This window comes from Nonomuraea sp. NPDC005650 (assembly GCF_040605375.1).
GTDB lineage: Bacteria > Actinomycetota > Actinomycetes > Streptosporangiales > Streptosporangiaceae > Nonomuraea.
Map to the genome: position 1 here is coordinate 1 of NZ_JBEXCR010000097.1, position 19,198 is coordinate 19,198.

At 63.4% G+C, this 19,198-nt stretch carries 21 protein-coding genes and 1 pseudogene; 7 read left to right on the forward strand and 15 right to left on the reverse strand.

Annotated elements, in window-relative coordinates; genetic code table 11:
* Positions 1 to 107: 107 nt before the first annotated feature.
* Positions 108 to 584, forward strand: a complete 477-nt coding sequence (locus ABZS69_RS65935) for an integrase core domain-containing protein (protein ID WP_355395063.1) — start codon at positions 108 to 110, stop codon at positions 582 to 584.
* A gap of 79 nt (positions 585 to 663) precedes the next feature.
* Here the strand turns inward: ABZS69_RS65935 and ABZS69_RS65940 are convergent, their stop codons facing one another.
* From ABZS69_RS65940 to ABZS69_RS65965, 6 genes are all read right to left on the reverse strand, one after another.
* Complete coding sequence (locus tag ABZS69_RS65940; protein ID WP_355395066.1) at positions 664 to 2,124, reverse strand: NAD(P)/FAD-dependent oxidoreductase; 1,461 nt, start codon at positions 2,122 to 2,124, stop codon at positions 664 to 666.
* A gap of 7 nt (positions 2,125 to 2,131) precedes the next feature.
* Complete coding sequence (locus ABZS69_RS65945; RefSeq protein WP_355395069.1) at positions 2,132 to 3,862, reverse strand: ABC transporter ATP-binding protein; 1,731 nt, start codon at positions 3,860 to 3,862, stop codon at positions 2,132 to 2,134.
* Positions 3,859 to 4,656 (reverse strand): class I SAM-dependent methyltransferase, encoded by a 798-nt coding sequence (locus ABZS69_RS65950; protein WP_355395072.1) that lies wholly within the window; start codon positions 4,654 to 4,656, stop codon positions 3,859 to 3,861. Before ABZS69_RS65950 ends, ABZS69_RS65945 begins: the two co-directional genes overlap by 4 nt.
* Entirely contained in the window at positions 4,653 to 5,288 is a 636-nt protein-coding gene (locus ABZS69_RS65955) for a hypothetical protein (protein ID WP_355395075.1), read from the reverse strand. Before ABZS69_RS65955 ends, ABZS69_RS65950 begins: the two co-directional genes overlap by 4 nt.
* Complete coding sequence (locus tag ABZS69_RS65960; RefSeq protein ID WP_355395078.1) at positions 5,275 to 7,113, reverse strand: alpha/beta fold hydrolase; 1,839 nt, start codon at positions 7,111 to 7,113, stop codon at positions 5,275 to 5,277. The genes ABZS69_RS65955 and ABZS69_RS65960 overlap by 14 nt, the downstream gene beginning before the upstream one ends.
* Positions 7,114 to 7,258: 145 nt before the next feature.
* On the reverse strand, positions 7,259 to 7,414 hold the full coding sequence (locus ABZS69_RS65965) for a hypothetical protein (protein WP_355395081.1): 156 nt from the start codon (positions 7,412 to 7,414) through the stop codon (positions 7,259 to 7,261).
* 534 nt (positions 7,415 to 7,948) lie between these two features.
* Here ABZS69_RS65965 and ABZS69_RS65970 point away from each other — a divergent pair.
* Positions 7,949 to 8,254: pseudogene (locus ABZS69_RS65970) on the forward strand (transposase family protein); the annotation flags it as partial.
* 59 nt (positions 8,255 to 8,313) lie between these two features.
* Here ABZS69_RS65970 and ABZS69_RS65975 read toward each other — a convergent pair.
* Positions 8,314 to 8,631: a transposase gene (locus tag ABZS69_RS65975; RefSeq protein WP_355395084.1), complete on the reverse strand. Its 318-nt coding sequence runs from the start codon at positions 8,629 to 8,631 to the stop codon at positions 8,314 to 8,316.
* A gap of 127 nt (positions 8,632 to 8,758) precedes the next feature.
* Positions 8,759 to 9,367, reverse strand: coding sequence for an LmbU family transcriptional regulator (locus tag ABZS69_RS65980; protein ID WP_355395087.1), 609 nt, complete (start codon positions 9,365 to 9,367; stop codon positions 8,759 to 8,761).
* Between the two features lie 507 nt (positions 9,368 to 9,874).
* Between ABZS69_RS65980 and ABZS69_RS65985 the strand changes: the two genes are divergently transcribed.
* Both ABZS69_RS65985 and ABZS69_RS65990 read left to right on the forward strand, forming a co-directional pair.
* Positions 9,875 to 10,243, forward strand: coding sequence for a transposase (locus ABZS69_RS65985; RefSeq protein ID WP_355395090.1), 369 nt, complete (start codon positions 9,875 to 9,877; stop codon positions 10,241 to 10,243).
* Between the two features lie 2 nt (positions 10,244 to 10,245).
* Positions 10,246 to 10,770, forward strand: coding sequence for an IS3 family transposase (locus ABZS69_RS65990; RefSeq protein ID WP_355395093.1), 525 nt, complete (start codon positions 10,246 to 10,248; stop codon positions 10,768 to 10,770).
* Here the strand turns inward: ABZS69_RS65990 and ABZS69_RS65995 are convergent.
* Positions 10,734 to 11,474, reverse strand: a complete 741-nt coding sequence (locus tag ABZS69_RS65995; RefSeq protein WP_355395096.1) for a type ISP restriction/modification enzyme — start codon at positions 11,472 to 11,474, stop codon at positions 10,734 to 10,736. The two genes, ABZS69_RS65990 and ABZS69_RS65995, sit on opposite strands and share 37 nt — an antisense overlap.
* Positions 11,475 to 11,937: 463 nt before the next feature.
* Entirely contained in the window at positions 11,938 to 12,600 is a 663-nt protein-coding gene (locus ABZS69_RS66000) for a TetR/AcrR family transcriptional regulator (RefSeq protein WP_355395099.1), read from the reverse strand.
* Between the two features lie 73 nt (positions 12,601 to 12,673).
* Here ABZS69_RS66000 and ABZS69_RS66005 point away from each other — a divergent pair, with 73 nt between their 5' ends.
* Complete coding sequence (locus tag ABZS69_RS66005; RefSeq protein WP_355395102.1) at positions 12,674 to 13,357, forward strand: carboxymuconolactone decarboxylase family protein; 684 nt, start codon at positions 12,674 to 12,676, stop codon at positions 13,355 to 13,357.
* A gap of 116 nt (positions 13,358 to 13,473) precedes the next feature.
* On the opposite strand, the gene ABZS69_RS66010 is transcribed toward ABZS69_RS66005, so the two are convergent.
* From ABZS69_RS66010 to ABZS69_RS66030, 5 genes are all read right to left on the reverse strand, one after another.
* On the reverse strand, positions 13,474 to 13,632 hold the full coding sequence (locus ABZS69_RS66010; protein ID WP_355395105.1) for a hypothetical protein: 159 nt from the start codon (positions 13,630 to 13,632) through the stop codon (positions 13,474 to 13,476).
* A gap of 132 nt (positions 13,633 to 13,764) precedes the next feature.
* The gene (locus ABZS69_RS66015; protein ID WP_355395108.1) at positions 13,765 to 15,807 is read right to left on the reverse strand and encodes a caspase family protein; all 2,043 of its coding nucleotides are present in this window, start codon (positions 15,805 to 15,807) and stop codon (positions 13,765 to 13,767) included.
* On the reverse strand, positions 15,788 to 16,135 hold the full coding sequence (locus ABZS69_RS66020) for a hypothetical protein (protein WP_355395111.1): 348 nt from the start codon (positions 16,133 to 16,135) through the stop codon (positions 15,788 to 15,790). Before ABZS69_RS66020 ends, ABZS69_RS66015 begins: the two co-directional genes overlap by 20 nt.
* A 191-nt stretch (positions 16,136 to 16,326) precedes the next feature.
* The gene (locus tag ABZS69_RS66025) at positions 16,327 to 16,860 is read right to left on the reverse strand and encodes a DUF6349 family protein (RefSeq protein WP_355395114.1); all 534 of its coding nucleotides are present in this window, start codon (positions 16,858 to 16,860) and stop codon (positions 16,327 to 16,329) included.
* Between the two features lie 307 nt (positions 16,861 to 17,167).
* Positions 17,168 to 17,602 carry a hypothetical protein gene (locus tag ABZS69_RS66030; protein ID WP_355395117.1) on the reverse strand — a complete coding sequence of 145 codons (435 nt, stop codon included), beginning with the start codon at positions 17,600 to 17,602 and terminating at the stop codon, positions 17,168 to 17,170.
* A gap of 211 nt (positions 17,603 to 17,813) precedes the next feature.
* Here ABZS69_RS66030 and ABZS69_RS66035 point away from each other — a divergent pair, with 211 nt between their 5' ends.
* Positions 17,814 to 18,545, forward strand: a complete 732-nt coding sequence (locus tag ABZS69_RS66035) for a hypothetical protein (protein WP_355395120.1) — start codon at positions 17,814 to 17,816, stop codon at positions 18,543 to 18,545.
* A 68-nt stretch (positions 18,546 to 18,613) separates the two neighbouring features.
* Positions 18,614 to 18,910 (forward strand): integrase core domain-containing protein, encoded by a 297-nt coding sequence (locus ABZS69_RS66040; RefSeq protein WP_355395123.1) that lies wholly within the window; start codon positions 18,614 to 18,616, stop codon positions 18,908 to 18,910.
* Positions 18,911 to 19,198: the final 288 nt, after the last annotated feature.

Here is a 19,198-nt window from a genome sequence, read left to right on the forward strand (position 1 = left end):
CGAACAGTTCTATAACCAGCACCGAGCCCATCAAGCCCTGGACCAAGCGGCCCCGCTGCGCCCCGTCCCCGATCCGATCACGGATCCGACGCGGATCATAGACCTGCATGTACGCCGACAAGACCGGCTCGGCGGAGTCCTCCGCAAATACTCACATGCCGCTTGACCTGCATGAACGGAATTATCGGCAGGCGCAGGGCGCCGCAGCGAGGTTTCTCATCCGTGACCGAGACGCCAAGTTCACCGCGGCCTTCGACGCTGTGCTGGCCGATGCGGGAGTACGCATCATCAAAAGCGGCGTACGTATGCCGCGGATGAACTCCATCATGGAGCGATGGATCCAGACCTGCCGGCGCGAACTGCTGAACCGAACCTTGATCTGGAACCAGCGCCACCTTCTGCATGCGCTCCGCGAGTTCGAGACCTTCTATAACGAACACCGGCCTCATCGGGCTCTCCTACAGGCTGCCCCGCTTCGACCGCTCATTGATCCCGACATCGACTCGGCCTCGATCACCTCCTTGAACATCCGCCGACATGATCGGCTCGGAGGCGTTCTGAAGGAATACCGACACGTAGCTTGACCTGGCCGGATGATTAATCGGCACCCGCACGTCGCCATGTGACCCCGCCCCCTCAAGATCGCGAGGTGTCACTGGAGTACTAGAGGGATACCCCCTCTTGCGGGGACAGGGAGGGAGGCGAAGAGAGTCCGTACTCCCGCCGTAATGCGCTGAGAGCCGCAAGATAGCCGGACATGCCATGAACACTGGGCCCAGGCGGTGTGGCGGCGGAACACAGATAAATCCCTCGTATGGGAGTTTTGTAGGGATCGAGACGGGGGACGGGGCGAGCGATGGCCTGATAGAGCGTCATGGCTCCGGAACCGATGTCCCCGCCAACGTAGTTGGCGTTATAACTCTCATAGTCTGATGCGGAGATACCGCGCGCGGCCACGATGGTGTCCCTGAAGCCGGGTGCGTATCGTTCGATTCGCTGACTGATGACATGTGTAAGGCCGCGGGTATCCCCGTTGGGCACGTGTGCGTACGCCCAGATGGGGCGTTTTCCTGGTCTCGCGCGATCCAGGTCAGCAACGGCCGGGTCGACTACGAGAACAAACGGCTCCGCCGTGGCGATCCCTCGTGCGGTAGCAGTTTCCTGCTGGACCATCTCACTGTAGGTGCCGCCAAGATGTACAGTTCCGGCCTTGCCTACTTGGGCATTGGCCCATGGGATCGGCTCGGACACTAGAAAGTCAACCTTAGCGGCTCCCGGCCCGTAGCGAAAATTAAGCAGGAGCTGAGAATAGCGATATGGAAGACGATCGCCAGCTATCGAGAGGAACCCCTTCATGCTCGTGTCAAAAAATACCAGGCCATAATCCTTGAGCTCGTGGATGTCTTTGATCATATGTTCGGTGTGAAACACGCCGCCATGGGCCAAGATGTCGGTGGCCATGGCTTCAGCGATGCGTGCGCTACCGCCCCGTGGAATCGGCCACCCTACGCCGTGGGCGAGGTGGCCCAGCAACATCGCCACCGCACCGGAAGCGAGGCTGGGGAGTTTACCCATGGCATGCGCCGCTACTCCCCCTAGCAGAGACCGGGCTTCCTCCGTGGTAAACCGCGCAGCGCCCATACGTGTGCCCCCGACGATCACTCGGGTAGCCAGCAGGGCGGCAGCACGCAGGTCACGAGGCGGGCGCCGCTGCCCGAAAAGAATCATGTCGACGATTGCCTCGCTATGGTCTAGGAGTGGCCTCATCAGCCGCCACCAATTGGGCCCGTCAGGGCCGAGATGTGCGGCGGCGGTGACTAGGTCTCGGTGGGCAAGGCCAGCTCGTCCACCGTCAAGCGGATGCGCGTAGGAAATCTCCGGGGACAACAGCTCAACGCCGCGCGCTGGCAAATCGAAGGTGCGGAAGAAGAATGACGAGGCCGCCATCGGATGTATCGCGGCGCAGATGTCGTGCGTCACTTCGCTATCGAAGAGTGAGTGGGTACGAAGACCACCGCCGATACTATCGGCCGCTTCGAACAACTCGACCTTTAGGCCTGCCCGAGCAAGAGTGACACCAGCAGAGAGCCCATTGGGGCCGGTGCCGACGATGGCAACGTCCATTGGCTCCTCACCCGGCCAATTGCTGCGGATCGCGACCTGAGATGCTCAGGTGCTCTATGACCAGTTTCCGATAACGTTCATCGCTTTCCATCAGATCGGCGTGAGGGCCTTGGGCGCGAGCTTTCCCGCCCTCCAGAAAAACGATGTGATCGGCATCGGAGATTGTATCGAGACGGTGGGTGATAATGATGACGGAGCAGTGGCGGGATACCTCCGCGATCGTCCTTCGCAATGCCGCTTCGGCGTGCGCGTCCAGGTGCGCCGTAGCCTCGTCCAGCAGCAGCACACGGGGGTGCAACAACAGCGAACGAGCAATGGCTAGGCGCTGCTTTTGTCCACCGGACAGCCCGACTCCCTGTTCGCCAAGGTCGGTTTCGAGCCCTTCGGGAAGGGCAGCGATGACATCGCTCAGGTGAGCGGCCCGCAGAACCGAAGTCATCTCGGCCTCGGTAGCGCGTGGATTAGCGTAGATCAGGTTCTCGCGGATCGTACCACGCAGCAAGGTGGCCTCTTGTTCGACATAGCCCACGGCACTGCGTAGGTGCTCAATCGATATACCCTCAACATCTGCCCCGGTTACGCGGACGGTCCCCTTGATTGGGTGGTAGAAGCGCATGATGAGCTGGAAGATCGTGGTTTTTCCCGCGCCGGACGGACCGACGATCGCGGTTAGTCCCCGTTTCGGCACTGTGAACGAAACATCATCGAGGACCGCTTCGGTGTCGGCCTTGTACCCGAAGGTGACATGACCGAACTCGACCGCGATATCAGCTTCGATCTGGGGCCGCTTACTTGAGCCGACTGGTTCCTGCTCGATCTTCCCCAATTGGGTGACTCGCTCAATGGCCGCCCTGCCTTGCTGGAAACGGCCGAGCGCCATAAAGAGCGTGACCAGTGGCGAGACCAGATAGAAGAGATACATCACGAAGGCGGTAAGGTTGGAGGCTTCCATGGTCCCGCTCGCCACTCTAGCCATGCCGAAGCCAATCACGGCCGCGAGGCAGACCTGCGTTCCCACATTCATCGCGGGGGTGAGAAGCGCGGTCAGAGCGCTTACGTGCACTCCTGAACGCTGCGCCCGACGCGCGCGTTCACTGATGCTGTCTTCTTCTCGCTGTTCTGCCAGGGACGCCTTTACGGTGGTTATCGCCACCATGGCACGCTGCAACCCGGAGCCGAACGAGCTGGTTTCGCGCCGATGCGTTAGTGCGGCCTTGCGGAGCCGACGCGCGAGTAGAAGTGAGACGAGGCTCGCGGAGCCAAGACACGCTAACGTCACCAGTAGAAGTGATGTGTCGATCCAACCCATCAATACGATCCCGCCGATCACCATGAAACCACTGATAATGATCTGGGCCAGGGAATCCGACAGCGCGATGCGAGCCAACGCGGTATCGGTCACAGCGCGGGTGAAGGCATCACCATGTTCGAGCCGGCGAAAGGCGGACATGCTGGCACGGAGCAGCCTGCTGGTCAGCGTTCTCCGTATATCGAAAACGATGTTTTCTCCGGCGCGCCCTACCAGATAAGCTTGCAGGCCGGTCAGCAACGCGTCCGTAACGAACAGTGCGATGACGAAGGCTATGGGCTGCACCAGCGAACCGCCGCTGGCTACACCAGCGATCAACTCGCCAATGAGCAGCGGTTGAGCAAGAGATGCGACCGCTCCCAGGATGCCTAGGATGATGGCTAGGGACAGCAGACCTCGTTGACCTTTGGCGATGGCTCGGATGTTCACGCGGCAGGTCGCTTATAGACGGAGATGAACAGTGCCGCGTCCTGGAGTTCGCCGGCGCCGTCCCAGCTCGGATAGTGATTCTCAAGCCCGAATCCGGCGTTGCCGGCATAGGTGTCCACTTGCTCCGGCGTGGTCAGGTAGACGCGATCCGAACCCACCCTCGTAGTGCCGTCATCGTCATGGAGGGTGTGGCGGCATGACCAAAGGTTTTGCTCAAGATCTAATTCTGCCTCGGTCCGCAGACCACTGCCCGGTGCAGAGTACGGGACGAAATAGCTGATGTGCCGATCGCCCTTGTGCAGCGCGGCGATTGCATGTCTGCCGAATACCTCCACAACGAAGATGCCGCCCGGAATCAACAGCTCCGCAGCCCTTTCAAAGGCTAGCCGGTGTTCGGCAGGGGTCAACAGCAGTGACAGGCTGCCGCACACGCTGTAGACCATGCCGAACGTTCGAGAGTCCCGGTAGGTGCGCATGTCCCCGTGCACGGCGCTGACATCGGCCTTCGTGGAGTTGGCCTCCGCCTCGAACGCGGCCAGCATCTCCAAGGAGGAATCCACTCCCACGACATGCCCCACTTCGCGCGAAAGAGGCAGGGCGATACGTCCGGTGCCGACGCCGAGCTCCAGCGTCCCCGCCCCTGCCGCGGGGTGCAGCTCCGCGATCCTCTTGGCGATGTAATCAGCATGGGCGTCCTTCGGGATGATGCGGTCATACCACCCGGCGAACTGTTGTCCATATCCGATGTCGCTGATCTCGCTCAAGACTTTAGTTACCCCTACCTGGCGCTTCATGTGACCTGCATCGATGTGTACGGCGACGTAAAAATTATTTCTGGGTCATACGAGCGATCGTAGCCGGTCGAGCGTGCCAGAGCGAACTGGAATCCGACGACATCGACCTCGGTGCCATCCCGGATGTGGGCGCGAAGATATTCGATGAGTACCCGATAGGCAGGGATTTGAATTATGTAACCGAACCCTTTATGGATGACCTGCAAAATATCGCTGGAGAGGTCGAAAACAGACTTGCTAAGCCGGCGCGTCGGAAACCAGGCGATCTGACGGAACTTTCGCTCCGAGAGAACGTCTATGCTACGCCATTCCGAAGTGTCGTTTCCAGAATCGAGCGTACGGTAAATCAGATGCATGTCGTGCATCGATGGATTCGGCGCGAAGAAACGCCAGTTGGGCAGTAGCGAAAAAGGGTCTGCCGACTTGAATCTTCTGAATAAAGGGATCGGATGCTGTGCCGCGATGGTGCTGATGAGCAGGGCTGCGCCTACGACGCGTATGGTGGCGCCCGGACCGGTGAACAGCTTTTTGACGGCGGCTGCGCCGAATAGCGGTTGCATCGTTTTGATCGCATCCTTTTCGTGTCGTGATCGGTTCTGATGAGAAACAACTGCGTTCTCATATTTTGGCATTCAAGAACAAGATTATTTGGTCCGCGACAGTGTTTGCGAATCGACTGTCGGTGATCATGCTGTCGTGGCCCGCCCCTTGCACCGTGAACGTCTTCACGGAATGGCCCCCTTGCCGGTGTGCGTCTGCGATTTCGTCATGCAGCACCAACTGCTCGGGATCGAGCTGAATGGTCCGTTGTGCGGAGACCACCAGCGCATGCGCGGCGACGAGTGGTAGCTCTCCAGAGAAGTTTCGGAAGTCCGCTTCGACACAGCTCCATTCTCGCCGAGCTGCTTCCCACAGACGTACGTCTGAATACTGGGCGTAGACTCGCTGCCGACTGGTGGCTGGCAGAGCTTCCAGCCAATCGGGACGAGGCATGAGTATTCCCAACCCCATGCGGAGCGACCACACCATGGAGGAGAGAGTGCTAGTGAGATACTTCGCGATGTCACTCTGCTGTTGGGATCGGAGCAGTTCTCCGGGATGCGCTGAGTCCAGATAAACCACCGTGTGGACCCTCTCGCCCAAGCGGATTGCCGTGCGCCTGGCGAGGTCACCTCCAACGGAATGGCCGATCAGCACGATTTTGCGCGTTTTCGGAATGACGTGATCAATCAGATCTGCAAGGTCGTCGACGGACTCCTCCACGCTGAAGGGGGACGCCTTGTGACGCCGACTGTTGGCATATCCGGCACGGGCATATGTCAGCAGCCCGTACTTACCGTGGCGCCGCAACCTGTCGGCGATCCAGGAGAAGTGTTCAGCGGTTGCTGCCAAGGCAGGAAGAAAGATCATGATCGGTGCATCTTCAGCGGAATTACCACTGAGCTCGTACTGGATGGTGTTCCCATGGCGTGTGATCGTTGTTCGCGACCGAGGCCAGCTCTCGAGGATGCGCATTCTGCGGCCACTCGCCGCCACGCCTGCGATCGCAAGGCCCCCCACCAGCAGGGTGGCAGCCACAGCCACGCTTCGGTCATCACGGCCCTCCACAGCTGGATGGGTAGCGGGGGCCGAGGTGTAGGCGATGATCGGATGCATGGAGGCGAAAGCAGGCACGAAGCGCCCAAGCCCCATGAGGAGTCCGTTGGTCACGTGAAACACTCCTGCGGATCCGACTATCGGCTTGGCCAGTCGGCCGCCGGCTAGATAGGCAACCGGGAACAGGCATTCAAGCAGCAGCACGCCACGTGTTACGTGCTTTGCAGTCTTCGGAAATCGCTGAATGAGCTCAAATGTCGGTTTGTGTCCGTAGGTTACGGTGCGCATGACCCCATTCAACGCAGACCCGTCCCGCCAAGGTTCACCGATGAGCTTGACCCACCCAGAAACGATGTAGGAGAGATTGGCCTGGAGCGCGACGTACCAGAGTGCCGCGTCCTTTGTCTGCGTCGCTGAGGCCAGCCTGGCCACGCCAGTGGCCAGGTGCACATGCACGGTAACTTGGTCCGTTCCATCGGTGCCGTACCTATGACGGGGAAACAGGGTAGCCGTGGAAGCGGCGAGAAACAAATTGGCGATGCCCCGCCATTTTCCTTTCCCCGGCATAAGCATGGCCGTGCTGACGGCTGTACGGGCAACATGAAGAAACGTTGTCGCCTTCTCCGAGCTCACTGCATCCGACACGCGCCGGATGATCGGTGCAGAATGCACTTGCGTGTCGCGGATGATCGACCAGTCATTCAGTCCGCCCTTACGAATCTGATCACGCTGGGCCAGGTACTCAAAAGACGACATCAGGGTCGTCAGGGCGGCGAGACGCTCGGAAGAGCCGATAGCGCGTTCCCGCGACATGGAGATGGGGCCAGTCATTATGTCGATAATCTTCTTGGACAGTCGCACGTACCCTCCAAATATCAATTGGTCGATGGGTGTTTCTCCGCCAGCGTGTATCCGCTTGCCGACGGAGAAACGGGTCGCCGTTCCCATTTGGATCCGGGTGTGGGCCTACTCGGTTACCGCGTGCTCAGCTCGTGAGAATCCACTGTCACTCGGCGTCCACCTGCGTCGCCAAGGCGACGGCCGCGATGACTCCGGTCAGCGCAGGGGTGGCCAGGACCGGCCCCTGCACATTGTAGATACGGGCGTTGTCAATCGGGCCGAGATCCTTTTTCTGATTGAAGTACGAGGCTACGGTTTCCACTTTTTCGTCCTCCGCCTTGGATGCAATGTCTCGAGTAGGGTAGAAGTGGAAAGTTTCATAAGTCAAGGCACCATCGCGAAGTCTCGCAACTATTGACTTTCAACCCGCGAGCGTTGTTCGTGCAACCACCTTGACTTTCGCTCTTTCGAATGAGGGTCACGCGGCGTCTTGCCAGGCCAGTAGGTCGGCCAGGATTTCTTCGGATTTCGCCTGACCAGCGCGACCTGCTCGATATTTGGCGGCGATGAGAGCCGACGCAGGGCGGTGTGCATGTCAGCGACGGAGGCGGCCGCCTTGGCGGTGTGAACCCAGGGCCACGGCGAAGTATCGGTAACAGGCTGAGTGTCCGTTTCGTGGAGTGACTGTTCCGGGGTTGCCGAAGGGGCCCCTGGAGACCCCTCTGAGGACGAGAACAGGCACGACCTTCGCGATCATGAGGTTCTCGACGCCTAATGATCACCAGAGAAGACCGTGCCTGTCCCCTCATCATCGTCGATCAGTGCTGCCCTTGGCCAACTGGCCGAGCACGGGCCGGTGGCTGCCTCCGCCGCCGACTGCCTCAACTTGCTGGAGTGCTTCCAGCGACTTCCCGACCCCCGTGATCCACGTGGCGTCCGGCATGCGCTGGCGTCGTTACTGGCAGGTGCCGCGGCTGCCGTGCTGGCCGGCGCGCGCTCGTTCACCGCGATCGGTGAGTGGATCGCCGATGCTCCCGCCCAGGTGATGACCGCACTCGGCGTCCGGCGGGATCCGCTGAGCCGAGCATGGCAGCCACCGGACGAATCAACCGTGCGACGTTTGTTCGAGCAGGTCGCCACCGACGCCCTGGATGCGGCCGTCTGCGCCTGGCTGGCCGGACGAGCCGCCACGTCCGGCGCTGCTGACGGTGAAGGCGACTATCAGGGCGGTCGGGGGTCGAGTTCCCGGGCGAAAAAAGCGGCCGCGGACTTCAGGATCTCGTTGACTCGCCGCAGTTCACGGACCTCCCGCTCGAGTTCGGCGATCCGCTGCGCATCGGCCGTCGAGGTGCCTGGCCGCTGCCCTTCGTCGACCTCGGCCTGCCTGACCCAGCCGCGTAACGCTTCGCGGTGCACGCCGAGTTGCTGGGCTACCCGGGCGATGGCACTCGGCGCGTGGCCGGTCTGCTCGCGAACCTCAAAGACCATCCGCACCGCGCGCTCGCGCACTTCCTGCGGGTACTTCCTGGGGGCTGGCATCGCGTTTGACTCTCCCTTCCGCCAGCACGATCATGCTGGCTTCAGGGCCTTCAAGAAAGTCGGGGCGGTTCAGACATTGGATACGCCGAGATCGCCCGCGAAGCCGCCGCAAGTGAGCCGTGAACGATCATCTCGATTGTGGTCGTTCACCATCCGCTATCAATGCGGCATCGGCCGCTCGATCGAGCGCCGCCATCACCCATTTCTCGAAACTGCGGTTAGCATGATCTGCGGCCAGGCTCCAACGTTGTCGCTGTGGCTGAGGCACGTGAAGCAGTACGGTCGTTGCTTGATCACCGGCTGACACACCTTCCGTCCCGCCGTTGCCGCCGGGCCCGTTTTGTCTGTCAGACCGGCGTTCTCGCCGCAAACGATTTCTGGACCACCCGTGATACTCGCAGAGATCAAGCCACTTATCCTGCTCAGCAGGTGGAAGAGCAGCGAGCTCTGCGTGATGCTGGAAACTCAGCTTGTCCCGCCGGCGGGACACTTCGAACCGACGCACAACGTAGACATAGTTCCGGAGGGTCTGATAATCGAGCGCCGTCTCTTGCAGGGCCTGCCGGTAGCGGGTTCCGTAGATCCGTTCGCCGTATGCGAGCCAGTCGCCCAGCCACCAGGACGAGGAGTCGTTGATGCGAAAGATATGCTCACCGATCTGCTGCCACTTCTCGTACGGCAGACCACCGGGCAATTCAAGGCTGACTTGCCTGGTCATTGCGATGCCGCCCAGCATGAGACGCCTGTGCGGAGGGCGACTGCTGTCCGGAACCGAGGGTAGTTCTTCCTCCTTTCCCAAATCCGCCAGTTGTCTAAGACGGGAGCCTTGACTTCTGTGACTTCCTAGAGGCGATTGAGCTGTCCAGCGGGTAGGTTGAGACAAGTTTCATCTCCGATGTGTATCCTGATCTCCGGTTCAACATGTCTTTCCAAGTATGTCATGATCTTGAAAACTATTTCTAACACAACATCCCGCGGAGGGCCAGGGTGTGGCCAGGGTGACATTCGCTGTCCCCAACGCGTGACCATATGCAATAGAGCGTGACGTTGCGTAAAGGACAGAGTTCGGCACACAGGGTAAGCATTCACATTGTGCACAAGATGTACTCCGGTTGAACCCGCAGGGTCCGTCTGGACTGTGGTGTTGTGTGGTCTTCGCGGTAGAGCGGGAGTATGAGGTACGCGCAACGGGGTGGTGTGCATCCCCCCGTAGCGTGGAGACCGAACCGGGAGAGGTTTGGTCGTGGCAGCAGTCACGCGGCGGCGCTTTGATCCGGAGTTTCGGGCTGGGGCGCTGCGTATCGTCAAGGAGACTGGCAAGCCCGTGGCCCAGGTGGCGCGGGATCTGGGGATCAGCCCGTACATGTTGCACAATTGGGTGCACATGGATCGGCTCGCCGAGCAGTACAACGGCGACGGCGACGGGAGCGGAACGCTGAAGGAGTCCGAGCAGGAGGAATTGGCGCGGCTGCGGCGGGAGAAGGCCGAGTTGGCCAAGCAGCACGCGCGTGAGAAGGCGGCGTGGGAGAAGGAACGCGCCGAGCTGGAAGACGAGCGTGATCTGCTCAAGCGTTCCGTGGTCTTGTGGGTCAAAGAGGCGATGGGCCGGTAGGCGTGGCGGCCTTCATCAGCTCCCAGAAGACCGAGTACGGCATCGACCACACCATCTCCTGCCGGGCGCTGGGCGTCTCGCAGTCCTGGTATTACAAGTGGAAGAACCGTATCGGCCACGATGCGCTGACCGCCCGCCAGCGGCGGCGGGCCGATCTGGATGCGGAGATCACCCGCTCATTCGAGGCGTCAGGTGGCACCTATGGTTCGCCTCGCATCGCCCAGGATCTGCATGAGGCGGGCCGGCGGGTGTCGGAGAACACGGTCGCAGCAAGGATGGCCGAGCTCGGCCTGGTCGCCCGCAGACGGCGCAAGCCGCGCTCGCTGACCCGGCAGGGCAAGCGGCCGGCTGCCCCGGATCTGGTCCGGCGGAAGTTCACCGCGCCCGCTGCGGATGTGTTGTGGTGCGGCGATGTGACGCAGATCGACACCGACGAGGGCAAGATTTACCTGGCCGCCGTCGAGGACCTGTTCTCCCGCCGATTGCTCGGCTACGCCATGTCCGAACACCACGACGCCGCGCCGTAGGTGTGCAGCCAGATGATGCGTTTCCCTAGGTGTACGGCTCGGGTCCATAGCTCCGGGTCGGCTGTGAGCGGCACCCGTACGCCAGGGGTTCGGAGTTCCTGGGCGAAGCGAGCCGTGTAGCCGCCGTGGGCGGTCACCCCCGCTACGTACGCCAGCATGTCGGGCGCCGTGACGGACAGGCCGAGACGGTGAGAGAGCAGGGGCGTCAGGCCGGGAGCGAGGTTGGGCGAACCGGCAGCTCGATCACGGTAGAGCGGAAGCACTCGCCCACCCCGGCCGTCGGTGTGGTCCATGTCCGGCACGTGGGCGGTGAAGACCAGACCGGGGCCACTCTCGATGGGATGTGCATGCTGTTCAGACGCGAATACCTGGGCGTCACCCGCCACTCTCCACAAATCAGGGCTAGGGCGGTGATGAACGCGATTATCTGGGATCACCCATTGCCTATCGAAGGATCGATAGCCGACGCGGACTGGCGCAGGACATGGGCCAGCCTCATCCTTGATCGTCCCATGGTGAATAACGAAACCGGTGATCGGCTGTACGAGGCTGTCGATCTTACGGGCGTCGCTCTCCTTGAACAGGATGGCTTTATCGCTGGCAGGAGCTTTGATCAGGCGTTCCCAGCGTGTTCGTAGGGTGTCGGGGCTCGGGTCATACACCCATGTCCGATTGGGTTTGATGCCGGGAGCTTGCCAGGGCATCAGGTCTCCGAGCGCCGGGTAGCTATGCCAGTCTTCCCCTTCGACGGGCTGGAGTCGATCCGGCCAGCCGGTTGCGCAGTCGGCCCATGCAGGTCCGTCGACAGCCCGCCAGGCGCGCGAACTTCTCGGAGCGATGCCCCGCCAGGCTGATGTGATGGATCAGCGCGGGAGTCTCCCGGTTGCCCGTGCCGTATCGGGCGAAGATTGCGATGCAGAGCGGCTGCTGAACGCCGGGAAAGACACGAGTCGACACGTCGGGTTGGTGTCCCTCCGGTGAGAGGTCGATGATCCATCCTTCATCGGCTGTCCGGCGGAGGTGATTTCTCGCGTGAAAGACGGACCCACTTTCCCGTTCCTCTGGGCCCCACTTGGTGATCTTCAAGGGTGCCAGTTCGCGTGAGAAGTGGCCCCACTTAGCGATCGTGGACGCCTTGATCATGCATGGGTTTTGGCCCCACCAACGTCAAGCCACATAGCCCGAGGATTCCATCCGTCTGTGGACTCGGGGACTATGTGAGGCCGACGAGCTTGGCGCGACCTGTTCCTCCAGCGGCGGCCATGGCAGGTCGGGCTGGTTGACCCGCGTCGACACAGCTCTGTGAACCGCCGCCCGCAGATCCAGTGAGGTCACTGCCGCGTCGTCGGCCGGGGCGAGCCCGGCGTCGATGCATCGCTGTACCGCGGCGGTGGTGCGCGCGGCCAGTTCCTGCTTGAACGACATGGCCGCCCGCTGGTTGAGCATGCTCTCGTGCAGCACCTTGTACAGGCCGGGGTGCTGCTGGACCCACCTGCTCAGCAGCAGGACGCGGGCACGCAGCTTCCCCGCCGGATCGGCGGCACCGGTTTCGGCCTGATCGACGGCCTCCACGAGGTTGCGATGGAACCTCTCCAGGGCGGCCAGTACGAGCGCGTCCCGGTCGGCGAAGTGGATGTACACCGAGGTCGCCGCGACGCTGACCTCCCGGGCCACCGCGCGCATCGACAGCGCCTGGTCGTCGCCGAGCTCGTCCAGCAGTCGTAGGGCGGCGCCGATGATGTCCTCCCGCAGCCGCTCGCCCTGGCCGCGCGGGTTACGGCCCTGCCTGCCACCGCGAGGGCAGGCCGGGGCGGAGGTGGTCTTGTCCATGGAGGCCTATTGTAGGCGAACGGGCGTTGCACTACAGTCGTAGCGCTACAGTCGTTTACATATGGAGGATTTCATGGAGAACCAGGTGAAGGCACTGGACTCGGTGTTCGCCGAGATGGGCGCCGCCACCGACCACCTGCTCTGGGACGAGATCCCGGAGCTCACCAGGCGCGAGAAGGTCCTGCTGTGCCTCACCGCCGATGTCTGCCAGCAGACTCTCGGCCTGTCCTTCGAGCAGCACGTGACGATGGCGGCCGACTGCGGTTTGTCGGCCGACCACCTGCGCGAGATGCTGCGCTTCGTCGCCTACGACAGCGGATACCCCGCCGCCCTGACGGCGCTCGCCCGCCTGACCGACCTGGAACGGGAGCACGCCCTGCCCGCCCCCACCGGCCAGGGCCACGAGGTGAACGCCAACGGCATGGGCAGTCCGATCCCCGAGCCGATGCGGCAGGCCGTGGCCGCCCTGGACGCACCGTTCGGTGCCTACATGGACCTGCAGTCGCGGATGCGCGCGGGCATGCGACTGCTGTCGGTCCGTGAGCGAGCGTTTATCACGATGACGGTCGACGTGCTCTTCCAGACCCTGCAGGAGAGCTTCCGCGCTCACCTGACGCGCGCCCTTGGCGCCGGCGCCACACCGGAGGAGGCCCGTGCCGTCGTACGGTTCTCCGCGCAGTTCGGCATGACCAAGGCATGGCGCGCCATGCACGTGCTCGACACTCTGCTCACCGAACTCGGCACCGCCCGGATCTGACACGCAAGGGAGTCGCTCCCGGGCTTGACCTGGAGAAACGATGTGCGTCCGGCGGCGGAGCAAGCAGCTTCGCCGCTTGGCCGTGTGCAACGCCGTTCACGCTGACGCTTGCGGTCCTAGCAAACAGGTGTTCTGGTGAGGCGTCGCCAGCAGATGATGGCGGCGGCCAGGGTCATGAAGGCTTCGTGGATGTCGTCGCGGATCTCCCAACGGATGCGCGAACCGGGGTTCCTTTCATGGGTTCGCCGTGCTGTTCGAGCGTCGTCAAGTTTCACATGCGCACCGTATTGTCAATGTTGCCCGTCACCGCGATGGCCGTGTCGCCCAACCATCCGATCGCCAGCGCAGAGACATAGAGAAGCGATCGCATGGCTGGTAACGGCTTTCGTTCACGACATGCCGACTTCTCAGGCGGGGCCCAGGTCCCACAGCCGAGTTGCCCTTGGGCCTTCCTCGCGCTCAGAGCGCGAGGTTACAAGGACGACGGTTCTGTCTTCGAGCCGACCAAGTGCCGCCATGCCTTGGAAGAGCGGAAGACGGTCTTGTAAGGTCTTGCCGCGCTGCCGGCCGGACCGCAGATCCCACACTCGCATGGCGTTGCCGTCGTCGATGAAGGCGGCGATGGGCTGCCCCTCGAGCTGCCCGATCCCGACCCAATAAACGGGTCGGAGATGGCTTTTCAGCGGCTCTCCGCGCTGCCTGCCGGTATCCAGGTCCCAGACGCGCACCGTACCGTCGTCACTGCCGGAAACGGCGATCGCCTCACCGTCGAACTGCCCGATCGCGATGGAGTTGATCCGATCGGTGTGGCCTTTGAGGAGATCACCGCGCTGCTGGCCGGATTCCAGATCCCAGACCGCCAGTCCTCCATCGGAGTCACTGGCGGCAACGATGGTCTGGCCGTCGAGTTGTCCGACCGCCACCGCCGCCACATCTGAGCCGGATAGGCCGGTGAGACGTGCGCCGTATCGCTCGCGAGTCCCCAAGTCCCAGACGTCGATCGAGGGACCGTGGCTTTCACACACGGCGACCGTACGCTCGCCGAACTGCGCGACCTTCACGCCGAAATTGAGGCCATTATCAGGCTTGATTCCGATGGTTTTGCCCAGCCGTCGGCAGGTTTCCAGGTCCCACACCACGATGTCGTAGAGACCGATGGATACGCAGATGGTCTTGCCGTCGAGCTGCCCGATCGCCGCTGCCTCGATGAAATTCATGGCGTCCTTCAGAAACGGCTGATGGGTTCCTTTCATGGTTTCGCCATGCTGTTCGAGCGTCTTCAGATTCCACATGCGGACCGTGTTGTCGGAGCTGCCTGTCACGGCGATGGCCATGTCACCGAGTTGCCCGATCGCCAGCGCAGTGACATGGAGATCGGAGATGAAGGTTGTGGCCCGGGGAGAGCTCGCGGGAGTGGCGGGGGCCGCTGCGGTGGTCATCGTGCTGGGGGCGGTCGAGACCTGGCCGGACGGGGCGCCGGAGGGGCTGGTGCCGCGACGCCGCTGGTCAAGCCAGGGCGGAATGACAAGGCCCGCGACCCCGGCGGCGGCCGCGGTGGTCACTGCGGCCACGACTGCCCGCCTGTTGAGGAGCCGCGGCGGTGAAGGCCGGCCACGTGTGGTTGGGAGGTCTTGCGGAGGCGAGGTGCGGGGGGAAGCGGCGCCGACGGCGGGAAGGCCGGTGGGTACAGCGAGGTTACGCGCGAAAGGGTAGCGGTCTGCGGTGTCGGTGCCGCGCTGGTGTGGGAGGGGAAGACCGGCCGCGGCCAGGCGACTGTGCAACTGGGGGAACAGGTCGGCGAAGGTGAGGTACGCCGGACCGTCCGGGATCCCCTCGCGCAGTAGGCCCAACAGATGACTCGTGAACGAGGTGAGCGTCCCATGCTGATCGGCCAGAGGCGGGACGTGGGCGGGCTGATTCCGGGTGGTCGCGGTCAGCGTGTAGGCGCCGGCGACGTGGGTGAGATCGGCCAGGCCGCCACTGGAGTCGGCGGCCAGGGCTTCGATGGCCTGACCGGAAAAGCAGCAGTCCAGTATGGTGATCTTCGTCTGGGCGGGGCTCTCGCGCAATGCCTGAGCCAGCCAGGAGTAGGCGATGCCGGTGTAATCGGGGGCGTCGGCGACGGAGTCGGCCACCGCCAGGCACAGCTGGCCGCGGACGGTGAGCTTGCCGTGGCCGACGTAGTACAGCAGTAGCACCTCACGCGCCTTGCGGGCCAACTCGCGCAGCGTCCGGGCGACGTGGCCGGCGTTACGCGGATCCCTCAGCACCGTGACCCGCTCGGCTGGCCAGCCGCACAATCCCGGGGTGGTCAGCACCCCGCGCATCGCCTCTAGGCTGTTCAACGCGGCGGGCACCGGGGGGAACTCAGGGTCGTCGTAGCCGCCCACGCCGATCAGGACCGCCCGGGATTCCGAGCGGTCGAAGGGATCAGGGAATCTGGTCGTCACCGAGCACCTCCCGTAGCAACGGTAAGACGTCCTTGACGTTGCTGGCTTCCAATTCCACGGTCCGCTCCCCGTCGGAGACGGTGACCTTGACGTCGCCGCGCCGAGTACGCAGCCAGGTGTTCAACGCTCGGGACAGGGCAAGACCGGCCCCGCCGGAGCCCAGCACCACGGTGATCAGCTCTACCGCGCCCCCGAGCTCTTCCTGCCCGATCTCCTTCTCCACCGGGCTGACCTCGCCGTGTAGGGTTTCCTCATCCTGCAGCCACTCCCACAACGCGGCCAGTTCCTCTACTGCGTCTCCGCCGGTGATGCAAATCCGTATGTCCACGTCCCGCCCTTTTCGCTGTTTGGATCGTTCAGACAGAGCGGCCTTGAAAAGACGAAGCCCTAGCCCACTTGCCACTTTGATACATATGCGAAAGACAGAGGTGATTATTGCTGGAAATAGCTGTTTTGAGGAGAACGTGGCGCGGGCCAGCCGGACCGAGCAGCGGGGTGGCACGAACCCGAGCGGAGGGCCTACTCGAACAGGGACTCTTGGGCGGCCTCGTCGCGGAGCAGCCGAAGCGGGACGCCGGTGTAGGCGTCGAACAGCGCCCCGGGCGGGTTGCCGGGCCACCAGACGGCCATGGCGTAGCCGCCGCCGGGCCCCTGGCCGTACACGTGACGCAGGCCGCGCCCGTACCGCTCTTCGCGAACGGGCCCCTTGCGCTCGAACCACCCGCGCGGGTAAGCGAGGCGGCACGCTGTCTCCCACTCGGTGACCAGAGGGCCGTTCTTGCCGCTCGGGTCGTACGGTCTGGCCCGCACGACGGGCATGTCCCGCCAGCCGGGATAGGCGTGATCGGCGGCGTCTTCGGCCGCGAGGTTCTCATCGGAGCGCAGCGGCCCCTCGTGCCCGCAGCCGGGGCAGTAGCCCCAGATCCGCCCGCGGTTGCCGGGCTGGTCGACGGTGGGCGGGTCGGGGTCGGTGTCGGGCGGCAGGTTGGCGGTCAGGCAGCTCCGGACCTGGGCGCGGCAGTTCTCGTCCACCTGCGGGGCGATCTCGGTCATGTCGTCTCGTCTCCTAGAAAGGGGTGCCTTGGGAGGGCGTGAGATAGCGGGGTCGTGTCGGCGGGCCGGTCGCGGACAGCGGGTATCAGGTAGCCGCCGCTGGGCGCGGTCAGGGCCGTGGCGTCGGCCGACACCATGGCGCTCCTCACTCACCGGGCCCTATGCGGGCAAGCCAGTCGGTCGTAGACGCGGCGGATCGCGCCTCCCACGCCCAGGGCTGCTTGCCAGTCGGGTCGAAGGGCCAAGTGAGTCCCGCGTTGGCGGGCTGGAGGCGGGCTTGTGCAAGGTGAGGCGAGGCTTGGTGTGATCACCCTGCTTGGGCCCACATCCTCCAAAAGCTCGACCTGTGTTTCTCCGGGCCGATGTAGGGGGCGGCGACGTAGAACTCCTCCTGCGTGGGCAGAAGGGCGCCGCGTCGGCGGTGCGCGGCTCGTCGGACGCCGCCGAGTTCCTCTACCTGATAGGTCGTGCTGAGTCGGTCGATCGCGGCTTCCATCGCGGCCCAGCTGCCGGTCTCGATGGCGACGATCCGTCGAGCCACGGTGGTGGGCGTCAAGATGGCGCGCTGGACCCGGTATACCGCCCAGCTGATGCGTTCCAGCCGTGCATGGTGGTCGGCGAGCACTGGTGCGAGGGCTGCCCGCTCGGCCATCAGGTCGCGGAGTCGGATCCCGACGCGGGTGGTCTTGTCCATGCCGACCAGGCCCTGTGTCGGGTTGAGGCGGAAGGCGATCTCTTCCATCGCCAGTGGCAGCGCGCCTTGTGCCGGGAACTGCTCGAAGCGGTCCAGAGTGCGTGCCTGCCCGGCGGGAGTGGTTATCGCAAAGGGGCAGAACGAGCATTGTCCCTGCCGATAATGTCATCCGTGCAGGTCATCGGGCTTCCCTGACCGCGACCGACATGCGCCGGCTCTGTCGTTCGAAAGGGGCAGGGCAACGGCAGGATGATCACTGGTGCTTCTTCGCCTGGCCTACCTGGCCGTCACGAACGTCTTTGCCGCGCTGAGGTTGTTGCCGCTGGGCGATCGGGACAAGGACGTCGAGATTCTTGCCTTGCGTCACCAGATCACCGTTCTTGAACGGCAGCTCGGCGCGGACACCAGGGTGAGGTTTGCTCCCGAGGACCGAGCCTTGCTCACCGCGCTCCTGTCATCGTTGCCCCGCGAGGTCTTGTGCCGGCTGCGGCTCCTCGTTCGCCCGGACACCGTCCTGCGCTGGCGCCGCGATCTGCTCAAGCAGCGGCACGCCCGCACCTGTCGGCCGAAACGACCTGGGCGTCCGCCCACCGTGCGGTCCATCCGCCTGCTCGTTCTGCGGTTGGTCCGGGAGAACCCCTCGTGGGGGTACCGCCGGATGCACGGTGAACTCGCGATCCTCGGCATCAAGGTTGCGCCCTCCACCGTCTGGGAGATCCTCAAACAGGAAGGCATAGACCCGTCCCCTGACCGAATGTCGGTCACGTGGGCAGACTTTCTGCGGCCGCAAGCCGATGCGCTCCTGGCCTGCGACTTCATCGAGACCATCACCTTGAACGGGCAGCGCCAGTACGTTCTGGCGGTCATCGAGCACGCAAGCCGGCGCATCCGCGTGCTGGGCACCACCGCCCACCCAACCGCCGCCTGGGTCACCCAGGCGATCAGGAATCTCGTCATGGATCTGGAGGAGGCAGGCTGGCGCGCTTCTTGATCCACGACCGGGACGGGAAGTTCCCGGCCCCGACGGAGGAGCTCCTCGCCGACGTCGGCATCCAAACCGTGCTCACCAGTATCCGGATGCCGCGGATGAACGCGGTCATGGAGCGATGGGTGCAGTCGTGCCGTCGAGAGCTCCTGGATCGATGCCTGCTCTGGAACGAGCGCCATCTGCGGAATGCCTTGCGCGAGTATGAGGAGTGGTACAACCGGCACCGGGCCCATCAAGCCCTGGACCAGGCGGCTCCACTCCGCGCCGTCCCCGATCCGATCACTGATCCAGCCGGAATCGTCGACCTGAAGGTACGCCGACGAGATCGGCTCGGCGGAGTACTCCACGAATACTCACATGCTGCTTGAGCTGGGTGGATGAGGTTTTCGGCAGGCGCAATGCTCGATTGCCTCAGCCCACTCGATACGGCCCGGGTGCATGTAACCCCTTGTTCCCCCGAATCGAGGCTCCTGCCCGGGACGCCAGGGGACGTGTGTGATGCAGCCCGGCAGGAGGGCTGAGTCGCTGGTGGTTTGCCGGGGGGGTGGGGGTCGGTGGCGGGATGGTGATGACAGTGATCCCGATTGATGAGCAGGCCGCCGTCCTCGCACTCACCCGAGCCACCCAGGACAAGCCCTGGTTCTACACCGCACGCG

Bases quoted from the DNA above. Each gene is read 5' to 3' on its own strand.
- ABZS69_RS66025 (WP_355395114.1), bottom strand. From the start codon at position 16,860: ATGACCGAGATCGCCCCGCAGGTGGACGAGAACTGCCGCGCCCAGGTC.
- ABZS69_RS65935 (WP_355395063.1), top strand. From the start codon at position 108: ATGTACGCCGACAAGACCGGCTCGGCGGAGTCCTCCGCAAATACTCAC.
- ABZS69_RS65940 (WP_355395066.1), bottom strand. From the start codon at position 2,124: ATGGACGTTGCCATCGTCGGCACCGGCCCCAATGGGCTCTCTGCTGGT.
- ABZS69_RS66005 (WP_355395102.1), top strand. From the start codon at position 12,674: ATGGAGAACCAGGTGAAGGCACTGGACTCGGTGTTCGCCGAGATGGGC.
- ABZS69_RS65975 (WP_355395084.1), bottom strand. From the start codon at position 8,631: ATGCCAGCCCCCAGGAAGTACCCGCAGGAAGTGCGCGAGCGCGCGGTG.
- ABZS69_RS65995 (WP_355395096.1), bottom strand. From the start codon at position 11,474: ATGCCCTGGCAAGCTCCCGGCATCAAACCCAATCGGACATGGGTGTAT.
- ABZS69_RS66000 (WP_355395099.1), bottom strand. From the start codon at position 12,600: ATGGACAAGACCACCTCCGCCCCGGCCTGCCCTCGCGGTGGCAGGCAG.
- ABZS69_RS66030 (WP_355395117.1), bottom strand. From the start codon at position 17,602: ATGGAAGAGATCGCCTTCCGCCTCAACCCGACACAGGGCCTGGTCGGC.
- ABZS69_RS65950 (WP_355395072.1), bottom strand. From the start codon at position 4,656: ATGAAGCGCCAGGTAGGGGTAACTAAAGTCTTGAGCGAGATCAGCGAC.
- ABZS69_RS65955 (WP_355395075.1), bottom strand. From the start codon at position 5,288: ATGCCAAAATATGAGAACGCAGTTGTTTCTCATCAGAACCGATCACGA.
- ABZS69_RS65980 (WP_355395087.1), bottom strand. From the start codon at position 9,367: ATGCTGGGCGGCATCGCAATGACCAGGCAAGTCAGCCTTGAATTGCCC.